The sequence below is a fragment of the Aliiroseovarius lamellibrachiae genome (genome assembly GCF_018599245.1).
Classification (GTDB): Bacteria; Pseudomonadota; Alphaproteobacteria; order Rhodobacterales; family Rhodobacteraceae; genus Aliiroseovarius; species Aliiroseovarius lamellibrachiae.
The window spans coordinates 13,552-30,565 of sequence record NZ_JAHEVJ010000008.1 but is presented as its reverse complement, the minus strand read 5'-3'; the positions used below and the strand labels follow the sequence as shown (position 1 = coordinate 30,565).

The following is a 17,014-nucleotide window of genomic DNA, read 5'->3' as shown; positions in this document are numbered from 1 at the left end:
TTTAACCGAATTTCAGTTTTGCCGCGACGATGGCGCCAACCAAGATCACCGCGATGGCATTGGCCGCAATCAGGGGCCAAGCCCCCAGCATCAACCCATAGATCAACCAAAGAGAAATGGAGAAAAAGATCAATAGGTTGGCCGGAAGCGACAGATCTTTGGTTTCACGAGTACGCCATGTTTTAAGGGTTTGGGGCAGCCAGCAGATTGTGCTGACAATGGCTGCGGCTGCCCCCACAAGCTCTTCCATCACAGATCCTTCATGTGTTGAAGAAAGGTGGCCTCAGCACGCGCCCACACACCAGAATTCAGGTCTGTTAAGCCAGCGAGGCTTGGCAACAATTGCCCCGCGTAGTCATGCGAGCTTTCTACGGGAAGCATTGAGGGCAAGTTATCAATGGCCATCACGTCAAGCACCGGATCCTCCGCCACACGCAATGCGGGCTCAGCCCAGCTTGTGGCCTTGTTATAAACCGGCACTGGGTTGTAATCGCTGTCAGGGTCACAGGCCACATCACCAATTGCGGTCAGTTTGCGTTCGGCTGTCTTGGCCTCACGCGGGACAAAAACCGGGGTTTGTGGGCCTGCCAGAATGCAGTTGATAAAGATGTCATGTTCCAGAATTTCTGGAAAGGGTCCGCCGCTTGCGGTTTCCGCCATGTCCCATTTGGTCACAGCCATGCCCATCGCGGTCATCAGGTCCGTGGCACCTGTGCCCACACGCCCTAAAGCGCCGATGACAATTGCAGTGGGACGGGGGGCGCCGGTTGCATCCAGCTCGGCTTTCAACTCGCCAAGCAAAGCGTCTTTCCCGGAATACGCGCCAACCGAACCGCAAAGCTCACCGCGTTGCTGTGCGGCCCAGGCTTTCAGCGTCACCGCCGCTCCCGCAAACCCTGCCCAATAGCCAAAAGCGGCCACGCGCCGCCCGTTTTCATCCACCAGATATTCAAGATCATAAAGCGTGCCACCGCCCGTTTTAAACCGCTCAAGCAGCGCGCGACCCGAGTGTTGCCCTTTGAAGGCGTGCCCAAACATGATGTGTTTATGGCGCAGGGGGGTGCCGTCTTCGGGCAATTCCTTCAGGCCAAAGATAATGGCGTCCAGCGGTGCATCGGGCCAACTGTTTTCAGCGGCGATTTCGCACCCTGCGGCTTCATACCCTTCGATGCCAATGGCGCGCACCGTGCTTTTTTCAACGGTCACACGGATCCCCGCGTCAATGAGGGCTTTGGCGCCTTCGGGCGTAAGGCCAACGCGGTCTTCGTTTGGGCGCTGTTCGGCGCGAACCCAGAGATGTGTCATGAGGGGGTCCTTTGGATATCAAATATAAGTCTGTGCGTGGTGGCGATCGGGATGCGCCAAATGCGGGATGGCATTAAAGCCGGTCAGCGAAAGATTTGCCCCGAGTCGCAGCAAATTATGGACCGAGCTGTTGTGGATGGACAGCATAAGTCGCGTAAACGTACCTGTATCCAACCCCATTGTGATGCGAATAGCCATGCCAATCACCCCGCCAGAGGTGAATACAGCCGCGCGTTCGCCGCGTGATGCGATTTCCAACAGCGCATCCTCAACCCGTTGCTGGAAATCGTGGAAGGTTTCGAAATCTCCGGTCAGGTGACCATCTTGCCACGCGGAAAACACCAGCGGCATATGGGCGATGAATTCGTCGCGATTGGTGGGGCGGGGCAGGTCAAACTCTGCGTGCATGGCGGTGGAAATATCGTAATACGAGAACTCGTTTAAGCGTTCATCACAGATGATTTCCGGGGCGCCCCATTCTTGCGCGGTTTGCTGTTGGCGGTTCAAAGACCCTGCATAAATCTTGTCGAATTCCTGCCCATGATCCCGCATGTACTGGCCAAGCCAACGGGCCTGCTGACGGCCCAGATCAGACAGGTTGTCATACCCGGCTTCATCGGTTGCGGTTGTGTTGGCCTGTCCATGGCGGATTAGGGTGATTTGCGGCATGCCGTGCTCCTCTTGGCTCATTGCTAGCCAATTGGATCCAATCTTAAAAGGGGGCTGGCGCAAAAACCCCAGCTTATGTCGTGATTGAAGAACTGACCTCGCGTCGCGCGTGGTTTATACTAAGGTCTGAAATGTTGGAGGTTCCGATGACGGTCGAGGTCAAATTCACTCTGGACGGGCGCGAAGTTATTGCGCACGCGGGCGAAAGCATCTGGGATGTGGCAAAGCGTGAAGGCACGCTGATTCCGCACCTGTGTCACAAAGATAACGTGCCTGATTTGCGGTCCGACGGCAATTGTCGCGCCTGCGTGGTTGAGATTGAAGGCGAGCGGGTCCTGGCGGCCTCGTGCATTCGCGAACCTGCCGAGGGTATGGTTGTGATCACTGACAACGCCCGTGCCAAAACCGCGCGTAAAATGGTGGTTGAGCTTCTGGTCGCGGACCAGCCGAAAGACGCCCATGATTCCTCTGCGCATTTTTGGGATATGGCTGATCTGAATGGCGTGACGGAAAGTCGTTTCCCCAAGCTTGAAGAAGGTCGTGTGCCGCTGTTGGATGACAGCCACGTCGCGATGAGCGTGAATTTGGATGCCTGCATTCAATGTAACCTCTGCGTGCGGGCCTGCCGCGAAGTGCAGGTGAACGATGTGATCGGCATGGCCGGTCGTGGGCACAACGCCTATCCGGTTTTTGACATCAATGATCCCATGGGCGCCTCGACCTGTGTGGCTTGCGGCGAATGTGTTCAGGCCTGCCCAACCGGTGCGCTGATGCCTGCCAAGGTGAAAGACACCTCTGATTTCGACAAAGAAGTTGAAAGCATTTGCCCCTTCTGCGGTGTTGGCTGTCAGGTCAGCTTGCGCGTGAAGGACGACAAAGTGGTCTATGCCGAGGGCATCAATGGTCCGGCAAACGAAGGGCGTCTGTGCGTCAAAGGCCGTTTTGGCTTTGACTACATCAATCACCCGCATCGCCTGACCAAGCCGCTGATCCGCAAAGAGGGCGCGCCAAAAGGGTTGAACATCGACCCCGCCAATCCGCTGACGCACTTTCGCGAAGCAACCTGGGATGAGGCGCTGGATGTGGCGGCCAAGGGCCTGATGTCCTTGCGCGATGAACATGGTGGCGAGGCGGTTGCCGGGTTTGGTTCGGCCAAATGCACCAATGAAGAAGCCTATCTGTTCCAGAAATTTATCCGCCAAGGGTTCACGCATAACAACGTCGACCACTGTACGCGCCTGTGTCACGCGTCATCCGTGTCGGCGCTGTTGGAAAATGTCGGGTCGGGGGCTGTTACGGCGACGTTTAACCAGATCGAGCATTCGGACGTGGCGATTGTCATCGGCTCGAACCCGATTGAAAACCACCCCGTTGCCGCGACCTATTTCAAACAGTTCACCAAACGTGGTGGCAAGCTGATTGTGATGGATCCGCGCGGCGTGGGCATGGGGCGTTTTGCGACGCACCGGTTGCAGTTCAAGCCGGGGGCGGATGTCTCGATGCTGAATGCAATCATGCATGTGATCGCAGAAGAGGGTCTGACCGACGAGGCCTATATCGCCGAGCATACTGAAAATTGGGGCGCGATGCGTGAACATCTCAAGGCGTTTTCGCCGGAAGAGATGGCACCGATCTGTGGGATTTCCGCGGATGATCTGCGTGACGCCGCCCGCACCTTTGCCAAGGGCAAAGCGGGGATGATTTTCTGGGGTATGGGGGTCAGTCAGCATGTGCACGGCACCGATAATTCGCGTTGCCTGATCAGCCTTGCGCTGATGACCGGGAATGTGGGCCGTCCGGGCACCGGGCTGCACCCGCTGCGCGGTCAAAACAACGTGCAAGGGGCCTCAGACGCGGGTCTGATCCCGATGTTCTACCCTGACTATAAGTCGGTGAAAGACCCCGAGGTGCAGGCCATGTACCGCGAGGTTTGGGGCATTGAAGAGTTGAACCCCAATCCCGGTCTGACCGTTGTGGAAATCATGGATGCTGTGCATGATCGCAAGATCAAAGGCATGTATATCCTTGGTGAAAACCCGGCGATGTCTGACCCGGATGTGACCCATGTGCGCGAAGCGCTGGAGCGGATGGAGTTTTTGGTCAGCCAGGATATCTTCCTGACCGAGACCGCAAGCTACGCCGATGTGGTTCTGCCTGCCGCGGCCTTGGCCGAGAAAACCGGAACGGTGTCCAACACCAACCGCCAAGTGCAAATGACCCGCGCCGCCGTGCCACCCGCGGGTGACGCCAAAGAAGATTGGTTGATCACGGTTGAGTTGGCCAATCGCATGGGCATGGGCTGGACTTATACGCACCCGAGCGAAGTCTTTACTGAAATGGGCCGGGTGATGCCGTCACTGAACAACATCACTTGGGACCGTCTGGAAGAACAGAATGCGGTGACATATCCGTCGCTGTCGCCAGAAGACCCCGGTCAAGCGGTTGTGTTCGGCGATGGGTTCCCACGGGCCGGTGGCCGGGCAAGGTTCACGCCAGCCACCATCCTGCCGCCTGCAGAAACGCCGGATGCGGATTACCCAATGGTGCTGACAACCGGTCGCCAGTTGGAGCATTGGCACACAGGTTCAATGACCCGCCGCGCCACGGTTCTGGATGCGATCGAACCAGAGGCAAACTGTTCCCTGAACCCGAAAACGCTGCGTGAAATGGGCGTGGTGCCAGGGGGGATGGTGCGCCTGACCACCCGTCGCGGGTCTATCCAAGTGATGGCGCGCGCTGATTATGGTGTGGCGGAAAACATGGTGTTCCTGCCGTTTGCCTATGTCGAAGCGGCCGCCAACATGCTGACCAACCCAGCCTTGGACCCATATGGGAAGATTGCCGAGATGAAATTTTCGGCGGTAAAGGTTGAGAAAGTTGAGCATGAGACCGTCTAAGTCGCATTCGGGTTATTAAGTCGCATTCGTGTTAGAAATACCCGCCCTGACAGCTTGACTGGAGCTGTAGTTGCTTAGGAAGGGCGGTAAATGCAGGATCAGTTTGACGACGTGCCGATGAGCCGGGAGTGGAATTACCACCCCGAGCTCCCGCTTGCCGATACATCCGTATTCAAATGGCCCCCCCGGCCCCGGTATTTGCTGCACTGGTTTGCACGCAACTGGCTGATGCTAAGTGAACGGGTGATGATGGTTGCCCTAGCGGTTGTTCTTTGGGCGTTCGCCTATCCGTCTATGGATCAGGCTGTGGTGTTTTCCGTCGGATGGGTGGCTCAGGTCTGGGTCGTGAATTTGGTGACCATGATCGCGATCGCTGGTGGTCTGCATTGGTATTTCTATATGAAGCGCGGACAGAATAAGGCGTTGAAATTCGACCGTCGCGACATGGCAAAGGGCAATCGGTTGTGGAGCTTTTCGGATCAGGTTCGGGACAATATGTTCTGGTCGCTGGCCAGCGGGGTGACCCAGATTTCGGGTTTTCAGGCGCTGACGATGTGGCTGATGGCAAATGGCTACACGCCGACCTACACCCTCGCTGAGCATCCGGTCTGGTTTCTGGTCGGGGTGGTGTTGCTGCCGGTTTGGTCGGCGTTTCATTTCTACTGGGTGCATCGACTATTGCATGTGCCTGGCGTTTATAAGCATGTGCATTCCGTGCATCATCGCAACGTGAATATTGGCCCGTGGTCCGGGTTCTCGATGCATCCGGTAGAGCATTTTCTGTATTTGACGTCGTTGCTGATTCACTGGGTTGTGCCGACCCATCCGATCCTGTTGTATTTTCATGTGATCTATTTGGGCCCAGGGGCTGCGATGACCCATACTGGGTACGAGGATCTTTTGGTTCGAGATAAGCGACGGCTTGCCCTTGGCACGTTTTACCATCAGCTCCATCACCGCTATTATGAATGCAACTATGGTAATCAAGAGATGCCGTGGGACCGCTGGTTCGGAACCTTTCATGATGGCAGTGAAGAGGGGACGCAGGAAACCCGCCGCCGGAAAAAGAAAATGTATCAAAAGGATGATGGGTGAGCGTCCATTTGGCATGGCGCCATTCACCAACCTTCCAATCTTTTCGCGATGCAATGTGGGAGTATGCGATTTAGTGAATGTGATAACCACTTGATCCCTGTTAAGATCAATCCCTGTTCCATCTGTAATTACAAGGTCAATCCACCCGTGAACAGGAGAACGACTTTGATGAAAGATGTGAAACAGACCAGCAGAGCCAATAAGTATGCAACCCGTGCCACCGTGGCGGTGGCAATGGTGTTGGCGACCAGCGTTGGGGCATTGGCATGGTCAGATGAAATCACCAACGATCGTGACTATAACACCGTCTGCGAATATGCGCCGGGTGCGCAATGCGCCGGGGCTATTCGGATGGATGCGGATCTGTCTGGGGTAGATATGGAGGGGGCGTCGATGACGACGATGCGCCTTGATCATTCTAACCTGTCGCGGGCAAATCTGGAACGCGCGATCCTGCATATGACAAACCTTGAGGGGGCAAACCTGACATTTGCGAACCTGACGGGCGCGCACATGCATGCTGTAAACTTGCAGGGCGCAGATCTGATGATGGCCAATCTGACCGGTGTGAATCTGCTTGATGCGGATTTGCGCGGGGCAAACCTGCTTGGTGCGAAAATGACCGATGTGATTCTGTTTGAGGCCAAGCTGGACAATGCCATCTGGCCTGACGGGCATGTCTGCGGTGAAGGATCCATTGGTGAATGCCGTTAACAGCGGCGTAAGGCCTTTGTAAAAGACTTAGCGTCTTACCCCCAACGTACATCCCCAAGAAAAATATACCCCGCGCCATAGATCGTTTTGATGAGGCGCGGGTTTTTTGGGTCTTCGCGCAGTTTTGTCCTCAAACGCGAGATCCGCACATCCATCGCGCGGTCAAAGCTTTCACCGGCGACACCGCCCAGGCTTTCCTGCATCTGTGCGCGGGAAATTAACCTGTTGGGGGCGTCAAGAAATAGGCGCAACACTTCGCCTTCAGCGTGGGAAAAAGCGGTTTCCCCACCTGCGTCATCCTCTAAGACATAGCGGTCGAAATGGGCAATCCATCCATTGAATTGCGCGGTTTGTGATACCGGCGCACCTGGTTTTTGGCTGCGCAAACGGGCCCGCACGCGGGCGACAACCTCTGCGGCCTCAAACGGTTTGATGATGTAATCATCCGCGCCCAATTCCAAACCGGTGATCTTGTCTTGAACCTGTGTGCGGCCCGAAATGATGATAATCGACGCGCCGCTTTCCAGGGCCAAACGGTGGACCAATGTCAGCCCATCGCGATCTGGCAGCCCCAGATCCACCAAACACACGTCTGGCGACATGGTATTTAAGGCCGCCTCGAATTCGGTCGCGCGGGAATAACATGCAGTGCGGAACCCCGCATCATCTAACGCGTCAGACAACATCCGGCGTATTTCCGGTTCGTCGTCGAGAATGGCCACGAGCGGTTGGGTCATGTGCGGACCTCCTGAGACAGGAATGTAGCAAGTTCTCCCTTGGTAAAGGGCTTATGCAGAACTGGAAAGCCCGCATTTGCCCTGCGCGCATCGTCTGATGGCAAAGATGTCATCAAAAGCATCGGGGTTTCTAAACCTGCGGCCTTCAGCCCCACCAGAAATTCGGGGCCGGTTTGCGGCCCTTCCAGAATAACGTCGGACAGGATTAACCCAATTCCGTCCAATGAGACCAAGCCAAGGGCCTCTTCGGTAGAGGCCGCTTCGATCACTTGGTGCCCCATATCCGTCAGCATTGCGCGAACAGAGGCGCGAATGTCAGTGTTGTCTTCGATCAGCAGAACCAATCGCGGCGCAATAGGGCGCGCGGGTCTGCGCAGGGGCAGGCGGATGGACACCACCGCCCCACCTTTTGGTGACGCGTTGAAGATTTTGACATGCCCCCCCGCAACTGTGGTCTGGTCATAAACCATTGACAACCCGAGGCCCGATCCCTCACCGCCTTTGGTGGTGAAAAACGGATCCAACGCATGTTGAAGTGCCTCTTTTGCGAAACCCGGCCCGGTGTCAGTGACACGGAATTCAATCCAGGTTTCACGAATAGGTCGCACGCTGAGGGTGATATTACCGGGCCCCGCGCCAATGGCATGGGTCGCGTTAAGGATCAGATTCAACAACGCGTCCTGCACCGCACCAGCATCCAGCACTGCGGGCTCGTCAAGATCGGTCACCGTGATGTTCAGGCTGACCCCATCAGGAAGGGTTGACGCGGTCAGCGTTTCCAGACCTTTCAATAGATCCGGGAGGTGGGTGGCCTCGTAATGCACTTCGCGTTTACCGGAAATTGATGCGATCCGTTCAAGCAGGGTGCCACCACGACGGACGGCTGCGGTCGTGGCCTCAACCAATTCTTGGGCCGTATCGCCGATTTCCATTGTGCCCAATCGGCTTTGCAAACCAAGAATAATGGTAAGAAGGTTGGCGAAGTCATGCGCCACACCAGAGGTCAGCTGGGCCGCCAGTTCGCGTTTCCGGGTTTGTGCGAGCGCGGCGCGCGATTGCGCCTCTTCGGTGATGTCCATGGACAGAACATAGATGCCGGTAATGACCCTGCTTTCCTCGTCGCGATCTGGGGTCAGGGCCACACGGATGCGCCGCCCGGATCCTTCGTGCGTGAACTCAAAAACAGAAGGTTCGCCTTTGAAAGCCTTTTGAAAATAAGGGGATATCCGCACATAAGCTTCGTCCCCCAAGGCATCTCTGGCGTGCAAACCGAACAGATCGGCGGGGCGCCCTGGAATAACTTTTCCCAAGCGACGGTTTGAGAAAGTATAGTGCAGGTCCTGGTCAATTCGTGCGATATGGGCGGGCATCATTTCGGCGGTCAAACGCGTGCTGCGCTCCATCTCGGTCAGCTCATGCTTGGCCTCTTCGAGTGCTTTGTTGGTGGATTCCAGCGCGCGGTTGGTTTGGGCCAATTCTTCGGTGTGACTGAGCACAAGGTCTGACAGTTCTTCCGAACGGGCGCGCAACAGGCGTTCTTGTCGCTTGATGTGGGTGATGTCGGTGTACACCGTGACCCATCCGCCTTGTGACAGGGGGTTGCCCTCAACCGAAATGACCCGACCATTGGCGCGCGTGCGTTCGATGTAATGGGGCACAAAGGCCTTGGCTTGATCGACCCGAGAACGCACAAAGGCGTCGATGTCGCCCACGCCGCCATAATCGCCACGCTCGGCCAGATGGCGGATTGTATCGCCAAATTCAGCCCCGGGGCGCACCAGTTTATCGGGCAAGTCAAACATGTCCTGAAACTGTCGATTGCCGATCACCAATGTCAGGTGTCGATCGTAAATGGACAGGGCTTGCTGGATAAGATTCAGCCCTGCTTGGGTCAGAACGACGGCTTCTTTGCTATTCTGCATCAAGGTTTGTCCCCTTCTTCTTTTTGTCGCTATCACCGCAGGTCCAATGAGAAAAGGGGTTTGAGGGGCGAAATTCCGCTAAATCAACTTGTAACAATTCGTTAGGATTTCGAAAAAGTGCCGAAACCTTTGACGCCCAAGTTTTTTTGGTCAGGGTTGTAGGCAAGAATCGCCTGACAACCGGGAACGTCGGACAGGCCGACGGTGGGAGGACAATTTGGCACAAGAATTAGCCGCAGCTGGCGCGTTTGCTTCCATTCCGGAGCTTTTAGCCCGGAACGTGAAGGAATTTGGAGATCGCCCGGCCTACCGGGAGAAGGAATTCGGTATTTGGCAAAGCTGGACCTGGGCGCAAGCCGCAGAGGAAATCCAGAACCTTGCCTTGGGTTTGTTGGCCCTTGGGATCAATCGTGGCGACCATGTCGCCATCATCGGTCGCAACCGCCCTGCTCTTTACTGGGGAATGGTTGCCGCGCAACGAGCAGGGGCCGTACCGGTTCCGCTTTACCAAGACGCCGTGACCGAAGAAATGGAATACGTGCTGGAAAACTGCGGTGCGCGTTTCGTGATTTGTGGCGACCAGGAACAGGTCGACAAAGTGATCGAAGTGCAGGAGAAAATCCATCACATCGAACACGTGATTTATTTCGACAAGCGTGGCTTGCGGAAATATGACCACAGCCACCTGCATTGGTATCACGACATTCAGGAAGAGGGTCGCGCGGCCCATGCGCGCCTGCAAGACGAGATGGCGGTGCGTGAAGCTGAGCTGAATTATGACAGCACCTGCGTCATGCTTTACACCTCTGGCACCACTGGTCGCCCAAAAGGTGTGGTTCTGTCGAACCGCAACATTATTGAGAGCGCCAAGAATTCATCTGAATTTGATAACCTAGGCATGAACGAAGATGTTCTGGCCTATCTGCCGATGGCATGGGTGGGTGACTTTATCTTCTCGCTGGGTCAGGCCATGTGGTCCGGGTTCTGCGTGAACTGTCCCGAAAGCGCCGATACACTGATGTCGGATCTGCGCGAAATTGGGCCAACCTATTACTTTGCGCCACCGCGTGTGTTTGAAACACAGCTGACCAACGTGATGATCCGGATGGAAGACAGTGGCAATCTGAAATACGCTCTGTTCCATCACTTTATGGATTTTGCGAAAAAGGGTGCCGGTGAGAAATACGGTATGCCGCGTCGCAAAGTGACGACGAAAAAGAGAACGCTCGAACAGAAAATTCGTCACGGTTTTCGCTATGCGATGGGGATTGGGTTCGCCATTGAAACACTGGTTGAAAACACGATCCGCCTTGGGTTCACCAAGCTGCGTCATCCGGTGGAAACCCGCAAACACTTTAAAGCCAAAGATCCAATTGGTCTGAAGCTTTACCGTGGCAAGCTGCAGGAATATTTCAAATATCGCTGTGGTGATGTGCTGGTGTATGGCCCGCTGAAAGATACTTTGGGTTTTGGCCGCATTCGTGTTGGTTACACCGCGGGTGAAGCGATTGGTCCGGAAATTTTTGAGTTTTACCGCTCGATGGGGATCAACCTGAAACAGCTTTACGGTCAGACCGAAGCCACTGTGTTTATCACCGTGCAGCCAGATGGTGAAGTGCGCAACGACACCGTTGGTGTGCCAGCGCCGGGTGTTGAAATTCGCCTCGCTGACAACGGCGAGATCTTTTATCGCAGCCCGGGCACATTTGTTGAGTACTACAACAATCCCGCCAGCACTGCGGACACCAAAGACCCAGAGGGTTGGGTGGCCACGGGGGATGCTGGGTTCTTTGACAAGCACAATGGTCACTTGCGGATCATTGACCGCGCGAAAGACGTTGGCAAAATGGCTGATGGCAAGATGTTTGCGCCGAAATATGTTGAGAACAAGCTCAAATTCTATCCGGATATTCTGGAAGTGGTTGTGTTTGGCAACGAGCGCGACATGTGTACGGCGTTCATCAACATTGACCTGACCGCCGTGGGCAACTGGGCAGAGCGCAACAACGTTGCTTATGCATCGTACCAAGAGCTGGCAGGTCACCCCGATGTGGTGTCGACCATCCAGGACCATGTTGAAACGGTGAACAAATCTGTTGCCGAAGATGACATGTTGTCTGGCTGTCAGATCCACCGCTTCCTGATCTTGCACAAAGAATTGGATGCGGATGACGGTGAAATGACCCGGACACGGAAAGTGCGCCGTAAGGTTGTCGAGGAGAAATACGCTCCGCTGATCGATGCGCTTTATGGCGGCAAGCACGAGCAATACATCGAGACCGAAGTCACCTATGAGGACGGTCGTAAGGGCTCGATCAACGCCACCCTGGAAATCCGCGATGCGGCGGTGGTTGGTACCAATCAGGGCCAAAAAACAGGAGTGGCGGCAGAATGAGCTTAGATATGAACGCCGACAGCTATGTCACCGCAGATGGGCGCACCATCGGACCGGTGGTGATGGATTTGAAAAATATCACGCTGCGCTTTGGCGGTGTGGTTGCGATCAAAGACATCAGCTTTGACATCCGCGAAGGTGAAATCCGCGCAATCATCGGGCCAAACGGTGCTGGTAAATCATCCATGCTGAACGTCATCTCGGGCTTTTATAAGCCACAAGAGGGTGAAGTTTGGTTCCGGGGCACAAAACGCCCCCCCATGAAGCCGTTTCAGGTGGCGCGCCAGGGCTTGGCGCGGACTTTCCAAAACATCGCCTTGTTTGATGGGATGACCGTTCTTGACAACATCATGACCGGCCGTCTGAACCACATGACAGCAAACATGTTTCAGCAAGCGATCTGGAAAGGCAAAGCCGAGAAAGAAGAGCTGGCCAACCGCGAAGTTTGCGAAAAGGTCATCGACTTTCTTGAAATTCAGCACATTCGGAAAACCCCAGTTGGGCGTCTGCCTTACGGTTTGAAGAAACGTGTGGAATTGGCCCGTGCTTTGGCCGCTGAACCGTCACTGTTGCTGTTGGATGAACCAATGGCCGGCATGAACGTTGAGGAAAAAGAGGACATGTCCCGCTTTATCCTCGATATGAATGACGAATTTGGCACCACCATCGCCCTGATCGAACACGATATGGGCGTGGTTATGGACCTGTCCGACCGCGTGGTTGTGATGGATTACGGTAAAAAAATTGGCGATGGCACACCGGAAGAGGTGCGCAACAACCAAGATGTCATCGACGCCTATCTCGGCGTTGCACACGACTAAGGGGGGACACATGTCTGAACAATTGCTCTTTGCGGCGGAAGTCACCCTGAACGGCCTGATGGCCGGGGTGCTTTACGCGCTTGTCGCGCTGGGGTTTGTCTTGATCTTCAAGGCGTCCGGCATTTTTAACTATGCCCAAGGGGTTATGGCGCTGTTTGCGGCTATGACGCTGGTGGGTGTTCAACAAGGTCAGATCCCGTTTTCGCATCTGATCAACGCGATTTTTGGCACTGAAATTCACCACTTTCCGTGGCATGTGCCGTCGATCATCGCGATTATTGCCGCCGCTGGCGTCATGGTGGGCTTTGCCTGGATCGTCGAGCGGTATATCCTGAAGCACCTTGTGGGGCAGCCGGATATCATCCTCTTTATGGCGACCATTGGTCTTGCTTACTTCATGGAAGGCTTCGGCGACTTGATGTGGGGATCCGAGCTGAAAACGCTTGATGTGGGTCTTCCGCAGGGTCTGAACGAAACCGTTCTGGATGCGACTGATAAGCTGTTTGGTTACGGCTTCTTTCTCGACAACCTTGATATTGTGGCGACTTTGATTGCGGCCTTGCTTGTGGCGGCACTGACGATCTTTTCGCAGTACTCCAAACAAGGCCGCGCCCTTCGCGCTGTGGCGGATGACCACTCGGCTGCTTTGTCGGTGGGTATCTCGCTGCGCTTTATCTGGGTTCTGGTCTGGTCGATTGCCGGTTTTGTTGCCCTTGTTGCGGGTATCATGTGGGGCGCCAAATCAGGGGTTCAGTTCTCGCTGTCACTGATCGCGCTTAAGGCTCTGCCAGTGCTGATGCTGGGCGGGTTCACCTCGATCCCGGGCGCCATTATCGGCGGTCTGATCATCGGTGTGGGCGAGCAGCTGTTCGAATTCGCCATTGGTCCATTGATCGGTGGTGCGACACAGAACTGGTTCGCGTATGTTCTCGCACTTATCTTCCTCGTCTTCCGGCCACAGGGCCTGTTCGGCGAAAAAATCATCGAAAGGGTCTGATCCATGTTTTACCGTGAAGCTGGTGATTTCAAAACGTCCTATAAAGACGACAACCAGACCTTTCCGATCCGTTTGGACCGGGCCGGGTATTGGGTTGCCCTCGCCGTAGCCTTCCTGATTATTCCGTTCTTTGTGAACGACTATTGGGTGAACGCTGTGTTTGCACCGTTCTTCATCTATGCCATTGCGGCGTTGGGGTTGAACATTCTGACAGGTTACGCCGGTCAGGTGTCGCTTGGGACCGGTGGGTTCATGGCGGTGGGGGCTTATGCTTGCTACAAGCTGATGGTGGCCTTTCCAGAAGTGAGCATTGTGTTCCATGTGCTGATTGCAGGCGGGATCACGGCGGTTGTTGGTGTGGCCTTCGGCCTTCCATCGCTGCGCATCAAAGGGTTCTACCTTGCGGTGGCCACGCTTGCGTCGCAGTTCTTTCTGGTGTGGCTCTTTAACAAAGTGCCGTGGTTCTACAACTATTCGGCCTCTGGTCAGATCAACGCCCCAGAGCGTAGCGTATTGGGTGTGATCGTAACTGGCCCAAACACAGATGCTTGGGCAAAATACCTGATCTGCTTGGTGTTTCTTGTTGGCTTGGCCTGGGTTGCACGCAATCTGACACGCGGCATGATGGGCCGTAAGTGGATGGGCATTCGCGACATGGACATCGCGGCTGAAATCATCGGGGTGAACCCGCTGATGGCGAAGATGACCGCTTTTGCTGCTTCGTCCTTCTTTGTGGGTGTTGCTGGCGCGCTGTTCTTCTCAGTTTATCTGGGGGCTGCGGAAGCGGGTGAAAGCTTTGGCATCACCAAATCGTTCCTGATCCTCTTCATGATCATCATTGGTGGTTTGGGGTCGATCTTTGGATCTTTTGCAGGTGCGGCCTTTATGGTTCTGATGCCAGTTCTTCTGAAGAACGTGCTGGTGGGCATGATGGGTTGGCCAACTGATCTTGCAGCTCACCTTGAGTTTATGATCGTTGGTGGCCTGATCGTGTTCTTCTTGATCGTGGAACCCCATGGCCTTGCGCAACTGTGGCGCCTGACGAAAGACAAACTGCGCCTCTGGCCATTCCCGCACTGACGGGCCCGCATGGACGGGACAGCGCCAAGGCCTGTGAATAAGAATTGATCTTCCGGTCCATGAGGAGCGGGCCGGGGGATCCTCACCAAAGTGACCCAAAAAGGGCACGACATTTTGCTAATCTAGGGAGGAAGCAAATGACTTTTAAGAGAGTTGCAGCGGCATCAGTAGCCGCACTGATGGTGGCATCGCCCGTAATGGCCGATCTGGTATTCCCATCGCTGAGCTATCGCACCGGCCCGTTTGCCGCTGGTGGTATTCCTTATGCTGACGGTTTTGCCGACTACATGACCCTGCTCAACGAGCGTGACGGTGGTGTTGGTGGCGTTAAGCTGCAGGTTCCAGAGTGCGAAACCGCCTATAACACAGAAAAAGGCGTTGAGTGCTATGAAGCGACCAAAGGGGAAGGCGCGCTTGCCTATAACCCACTGTCGACGGGTATTACCTATCAGCTGATCCCCAAAGCGACCGCCGATGACATCCCGCTTTACACACCTGGTTACGGCCGGACTTCGGCTGCCAACGGCAATGTGTTTAGCCATGTGTTCAACTTCCCAGCGAACTACTGGAACGGCGCGTCCGCTGCTGTAAACCACCTGCTGGACCTGAACGGCGGCGATCTGAAAGGCAAAAAGGTTATCTTGCTGCACTTCAACGGCGCATACGGTAAAGAGCCAATCCCAACGCTGACCGCTTTGGGCGAAAAGCATGGTTTTGAATTCAGCACGATCCCAGTGGACTATCCTGGTCAGGAACAAAAATCGCAGTGGCTGCAAATTCGCCGCGAAAAGCCTGACTATGTTCTGTTCTGGGGCTGGGGCGTGATGAACCAGGTTGCTGTGCAAGAAGCCGCCAACATTCGCTTCCCAATGGAAAACTTCATTGGCGTTTGGTGGTCTGGTGCTGAGCATGACGTGGAGCCTGCTGGCGCCGCTGCAAATGGCTATAAGGCTGTGGCATTCCACGGCGTTGGCCACGACTATCCAGTATTTGACGACATCAACAAATATGTTGTTGATGCTGGCAAAGCAGCTGGTGATGGTTCGAACGTTGGGACCGTTATCTATAACCGTGGCGTTTACGCCGCCATGATGCTTGCTGAAGCCGCCAAGAAGGCTCAGGAAATTCATGGTGTGAAAGACATCACTTCGGGTCAGATGCGTGATGGTCTGGAACAGCTGGAAATCACCAACGCACGTATGGCGGAACTGGGAATGGAGGGCTTTGGCCCCGAGTTCAAAGTAAGCTGTGCCAACCATGGTGGTCCAGGTACTGCTGCGATTTCTCAGTGGGATGCAACAGCCGGAAAATGGTCGCTGATCTCTGACTTTGGTCCTTCGGACATGGATGTCATCCAGCCGCTGATCACAGCAGATTCCGAGGCTTATGCCGCGGAAAACAAAATCGAGCCACAGTGTAAATAAGCACTTGGTTTGAAGCGTCCGGGCCTTTGGGCCCGGACCATTTCAGGAACGAATACGTATAGGACGACCCATCATGCTGGACGCCGCAAAGACCACGGAAAACCTTCTAGAGGTCAACAATATCGAGGTGATCTACAATCACGTGATCCTTGTGTTGAAAGGTGTCAGCCTCACAGTCCCCAAGGGTGGGATCACCGCGCTTTTGGGCGGGAACGGAGCTGGCAAAACCACGACGCTTAAAGCGATTTCCAACCTGTTGCAGGCGGAACGCGGCGAGGTGACCAAAGGGACGATCTTCCACAAAAACGAAGACGTTGCTGAACTGAATCCAGCCGCGTTGGTGAAACGTGGCGTCATTCAGGTGATGGAAGGCCGTCATTGTTTTGAACACCTGACCGTCGAAGAAAACCTTTTGACAGGTTCGTATACGCGCACCGACGGCAAAGCCGAAATCGCCAAAGATCTGGAGATGGTCTACGATTATTTCCCACGCTTGAAAGAGCGTCGCAAATCTCAGGCCGGCTACACCTCTGGTGGTGAACAACAGATGGTGGCCATGGGCCGCGCGCTGATGTCGCGCCCTGACATGATCTTGCTGGACGAACCTTCGATGGGTCTGGCCCCACAGCTTGTGGAACAGATCTTTGAGATTGTGAAAGAAGTGAATGAGAAAGAAGGCGTGACCTTCCTTCTGGCTGAACAAAACACCAACGTGGCGCTGCGGTATGCCCACTATGGTTATATTCTGGAAAACGGTCGCATCGTGATGGATGGCCCGGCGGCAGAGCTTCGTGAAAACCCTGATGTGAAGGAATTCTATCTGGGTATGTCCGATGAAGGTCGCAAGAGCTTCCGTGATGTGCGTTCGTATCGTCGTCGTAAGCGTTGGTTGGCCTAAGCCCCACCGCTTACTCGTAAACATTGATAATTTGCTGACGGTTAAGTCGGCTCAGACAAG

At 55.0% G+C, this 17,014-nt stretch carries 14 protein-coding genes; 9 read left to right on the top strand and 5 right to left on the bottom strand.

Annotated features, from left to right (window positions below; genetic code table 11):
- Nucleotide 1: 1 nt before the first annotated feature.
- From KKW20_RS14010 to KKW20_RS14000, 3 genes are read right to left on the bottom strand one after another with little or no spacing between them, the layout of a single operon-like run.
- The gene (locus KKW20_RS14010; protein ID WP_214568528.1) at nucleotides 2-250 is read right to left on the bottom strand and encodes a SemiSWEET family sugar transporter; all 249 of its coding nucleotides are present in this window, start codon (nucleotides 248-250) and stop codon (nucleotides 2-4) included.
- The gene (locus KKW20_RS14005; RefSeq protein WP_214568527.1) at nucleotides 250-1,305 is read right to left on the bottom strand and encodes a saccharopine dehydrogenase; all 1,056 of its coding nucleotides are present in this window, start codon (nucleotides 1,303-1,305) and stop codon (nucleotides 250-252) included. Before KKW20_RS14005 ends, KKW20_RS14010 begins: the two co-directional genes overlap by 1 nt.
- Before the next feature lie 18 nt (nucleotides 1,306-1,323).
- The gene (locus tag KKW20_RS14000; protein ID WP_214568526.1) at nucleotides 1,324-1,974 is read right to left on the bottom strand and encodes a histidine phosphatase family protein; all 651 of its coding nucleotides are present in this window, start codon (nucleotides 1,972-1,974) and stop codon (nucleotides 1,324-1,326) included.
- Nucleotides 1,975-2,120: 146 nt separating this feature from the next.
- On the opposite strand from KKW20_RS14000, the gene fdhF reads away from it, so the two are divergent.
- The 3 genes from fdhF to KKW20_RS13985 all read left to right on the top strand — a co-directional run bounded on the left by fdhF (nucleotide 2,121) and on the right by KKW20_RS13985 (nucleotide 6,680).
- A complete protein-coding gene (gene fdhF / locus KKW20_RS13995; protein WP_214568658.1) occupies nucleotides 2,121-4,871 on the top strand; it encodes a formate dehydrogenase subunit alpha in 2,751 nt (916 codons plus the stop codon).
- A gap of 90 nt (nucleotides 4,872-4,961) precedes the next feature.
- Nucleotides 4,962-5,966, top strand: coding sequence for a sterol desaturase family protein (locus KKW20_RS13990; protein ID WP_214568525.1), 1,005 nt, complete (start codon nucleotides 4,962-4,964; stop codon nucleotides 5,964-5,966).
- 168 nt (nucleotides 5,967-6,134) lie between these two features.
- Nucleotides 6,135-6,680, top strand: coding sequence for a pentapeptide repeat-containing protein (locus tag KKW20_RS13985; protein WP_214568524.1), 546 nt, complete (start codon nucleotides 6,135-6,137; stop codon nucleotides 6,678-6,680).
- 35 nt (nucleotides 6,681-6,715) lie between these two features.
- On the opposite strand, the gene KKW20_RS13980 is transcribed toward KKW20_RS13985, so the two are convergent.
- Together KKW20_RS13980 and KKW20_RS13975 are read right to left on the bottom strand one after the other, a co-directional pair.
- Entirely contained in the window at nucleotides 6,716-7,417 is a 702-nt protein-coding gene (locus KKW20_RS13980; protein ID WP_214568523.1) for a response regulator transcription factor, read from the bottom strand.
- Nucleotides 7,414-9,339, bottom strand: a complete 1,926-nt coding sequence (locus KKW20_RS13975; RefSeq protein WP_214568522.1) for a hybrid sensor histidine kinase/response regulator — start codon at nucleotides 9,337-9,339, stop codon at nucleotides 7,414-7,416. Before KKW20_RS13975 ends, KKW20_RS13980 begins: the two co-directional genes overlap by 4 nt.
- A 217-nt stretch (nucleotides 9,340-9,556) precedes the next feature.
- Between KKW20_RS13975 and KKW20_RS13970 the strand changes: the two genes are divergently transcribed.
- The 6 genes from KKW20_RS13970 to KKW20_RS13945 all read left to right on the top strand — a co-directional run bounded on the left by KKW20_RS13970 (nucleotide 9,557) and on the right by KKW20_RS13945 (nucleotide 16,954).
- On the top strand, nucleotides 9,557-11,734 hold the full coding sequence (locus tag KKW20_RS13970) for an AMP-binding protein (protein WP_214568521.1): 2,178 nt from the start codon (nucleotides 9,557-9,559) through the stop codon (nucleotides 11,732-11,734).
- Nucleotides 11,731-12,555 carry an ABC transporter ATP-binding protein gene (locus KKW20_RS13965; protein WP_246534620.1) on the top strand — a complete coding sequence of 275 codons (825 nt, stop codon included), beginning with the start codon at nucleotides 11,731-11,733 and terminating at the stop codon, nucleotides 12,553-12,555. Before KKW20_RS13970 ends, KKW20_RS13965 begins: the two co-directional genes overlap by 4 nt.
- A 10-nt stretch (nucleotides 12,556-12,565) precedes the next feature.
- A complete protein-coding gene (locus KKW20_RS13960) occupies nucleotides 12,566-13,552 on the top strand; it encodes a branched-chain amino acid ABC transporter permease (protein WP_214568520.1) in 987 nt (328 codons plus the stop codon).
- A 3-nt stretch (nucleotides 13,553-13,555) separates the two neighbouring features.
- Nucleotides 13,556-14,632, top strand: coding sequence for a branched-chain amino acid ABC transporter permease (locus tag KKW20_RS13955; RefSeq protein ID WP_214568519.1), 1,077 nt, complete (start codon nucleotides 13,556-13,558; stop codon nucleotides 14,630-14,632).
- A 137-nt stretch (nucleotides 14,633-14,769) separates the two neighbouring features.
- A complete protein-coding gene (locus KKW20_RS13950; protein WP_214568518.1) occupies nucleotides 14,770-16,056 on the top strand; it encodes an ABC transporter substrate-binding protein in 1,287 nt (428 codons plus the stop codon).
- 73 nt (nucleotides 16,057-16,129) lie between these two features.
- Entirely contained in the window at nucleotides 16,130-16,954 is an 825-nt protein-coding gene (locus tag KKW20_RS13945; RefSeq protein WP_214568517.1) for an ABC transporter ATP-binding protein, read from the top strand.
- The last annotated feature ends 60 nt before the right edge of the window (nucleotides 16,955-17,014 follow it).

Bases quoted from the DNA above. Each gene is read 5' to 3' on its own strand.
- KKW20_RS14010 (WP_214568528.1), bottom strand. From the start codon at position 250: ATGGAAGAGCTTGTGGGGGCAGCCGCAGCCATTGTCAGCACAATCTGC.
- KKW20_RS14005 (WP_214568527.1), bottom strand. From the start codon at position 1,305: ATGACACATCTCTGGGTTCGCGCCGAACAGCGCCCAAACGAAGACCGC.
- KKW20_RS14000 (WP_214568526.1), bottom strand. From the start codon at position 1,974: ATGCCGCAAATCACCCTAATCCGCCATGGACAGGCCAACACAACCGCA.
- fdhF (WP_214568658.1), top strand. From the start codon at position 2,121: ATGACGGTCGAGGTCAAATTCACTCTGGACGGGCGCGAAGTTATTGCG.
- KKW20_RS13990 (WP_214568525.1), top strand. From the start codon at position 4,962: ATGCAGGATCAGTTTGACGACGTGCCGATGAGCCGGGAGTGGAATTAC.
- KKW20_RS13985 (WP_214568524.1), top strand. From the start codon at position 6,135: ATGAAAGATGTGAAACAGACCAGCAGAGCCAATAAGTATGCAACCCGT.
- KKW20_RS13980 (WP_214568523.1), bottom strand. From the start codon at position 7,417: ATGACCCAACCGCTCGTGGCCATTCTCGACGACGAACCGGAAATACGC.
- KKW20_RS13975 (WP_214568522.1), bottom strand. From the start codon at position 9,339: ATGCAGAATAGCAAAGAAGCCGTCGTTCTGACCCAAGCAGGGCTGAAT.
- KKW20_RS13965 (WP_246534620.1), top strand. From the start codon at position 11,731: ATGAGCTTAGATATGAACGCCGACAGCTATGTCACCGCAGATGGGCGC.
- KKW20_RS13960 (WP_214568520.1), top strand. From the start codon at position 12,566: ATGTCTGAACAATTGCTCTTTGCGGCGGAAGTCACCCTGAACGGCCTG.
- KKW20_RS13955 (WP_214568519.1), top strand. From the start codon at position 13,556: ATGTTTTACCGTGAAGCTGGTGATTTCAAAACGTCCTATAAAGACGAC.
- KKW20_RS13950 (WP_214568518.1), top strand. From the start codon at position 14,770: ATGACTTTTAAGAGAGTTGCAGCGGCATCAGTAGCCGCACTGATGGTG.
- KKW20_RS13945 (WP_214568517.1), top strand. From the start codon at position 16,130: ATGCTGGACGCCGCAAAGACCACGGAAAACCTTCTAGAGGTCAACAAT.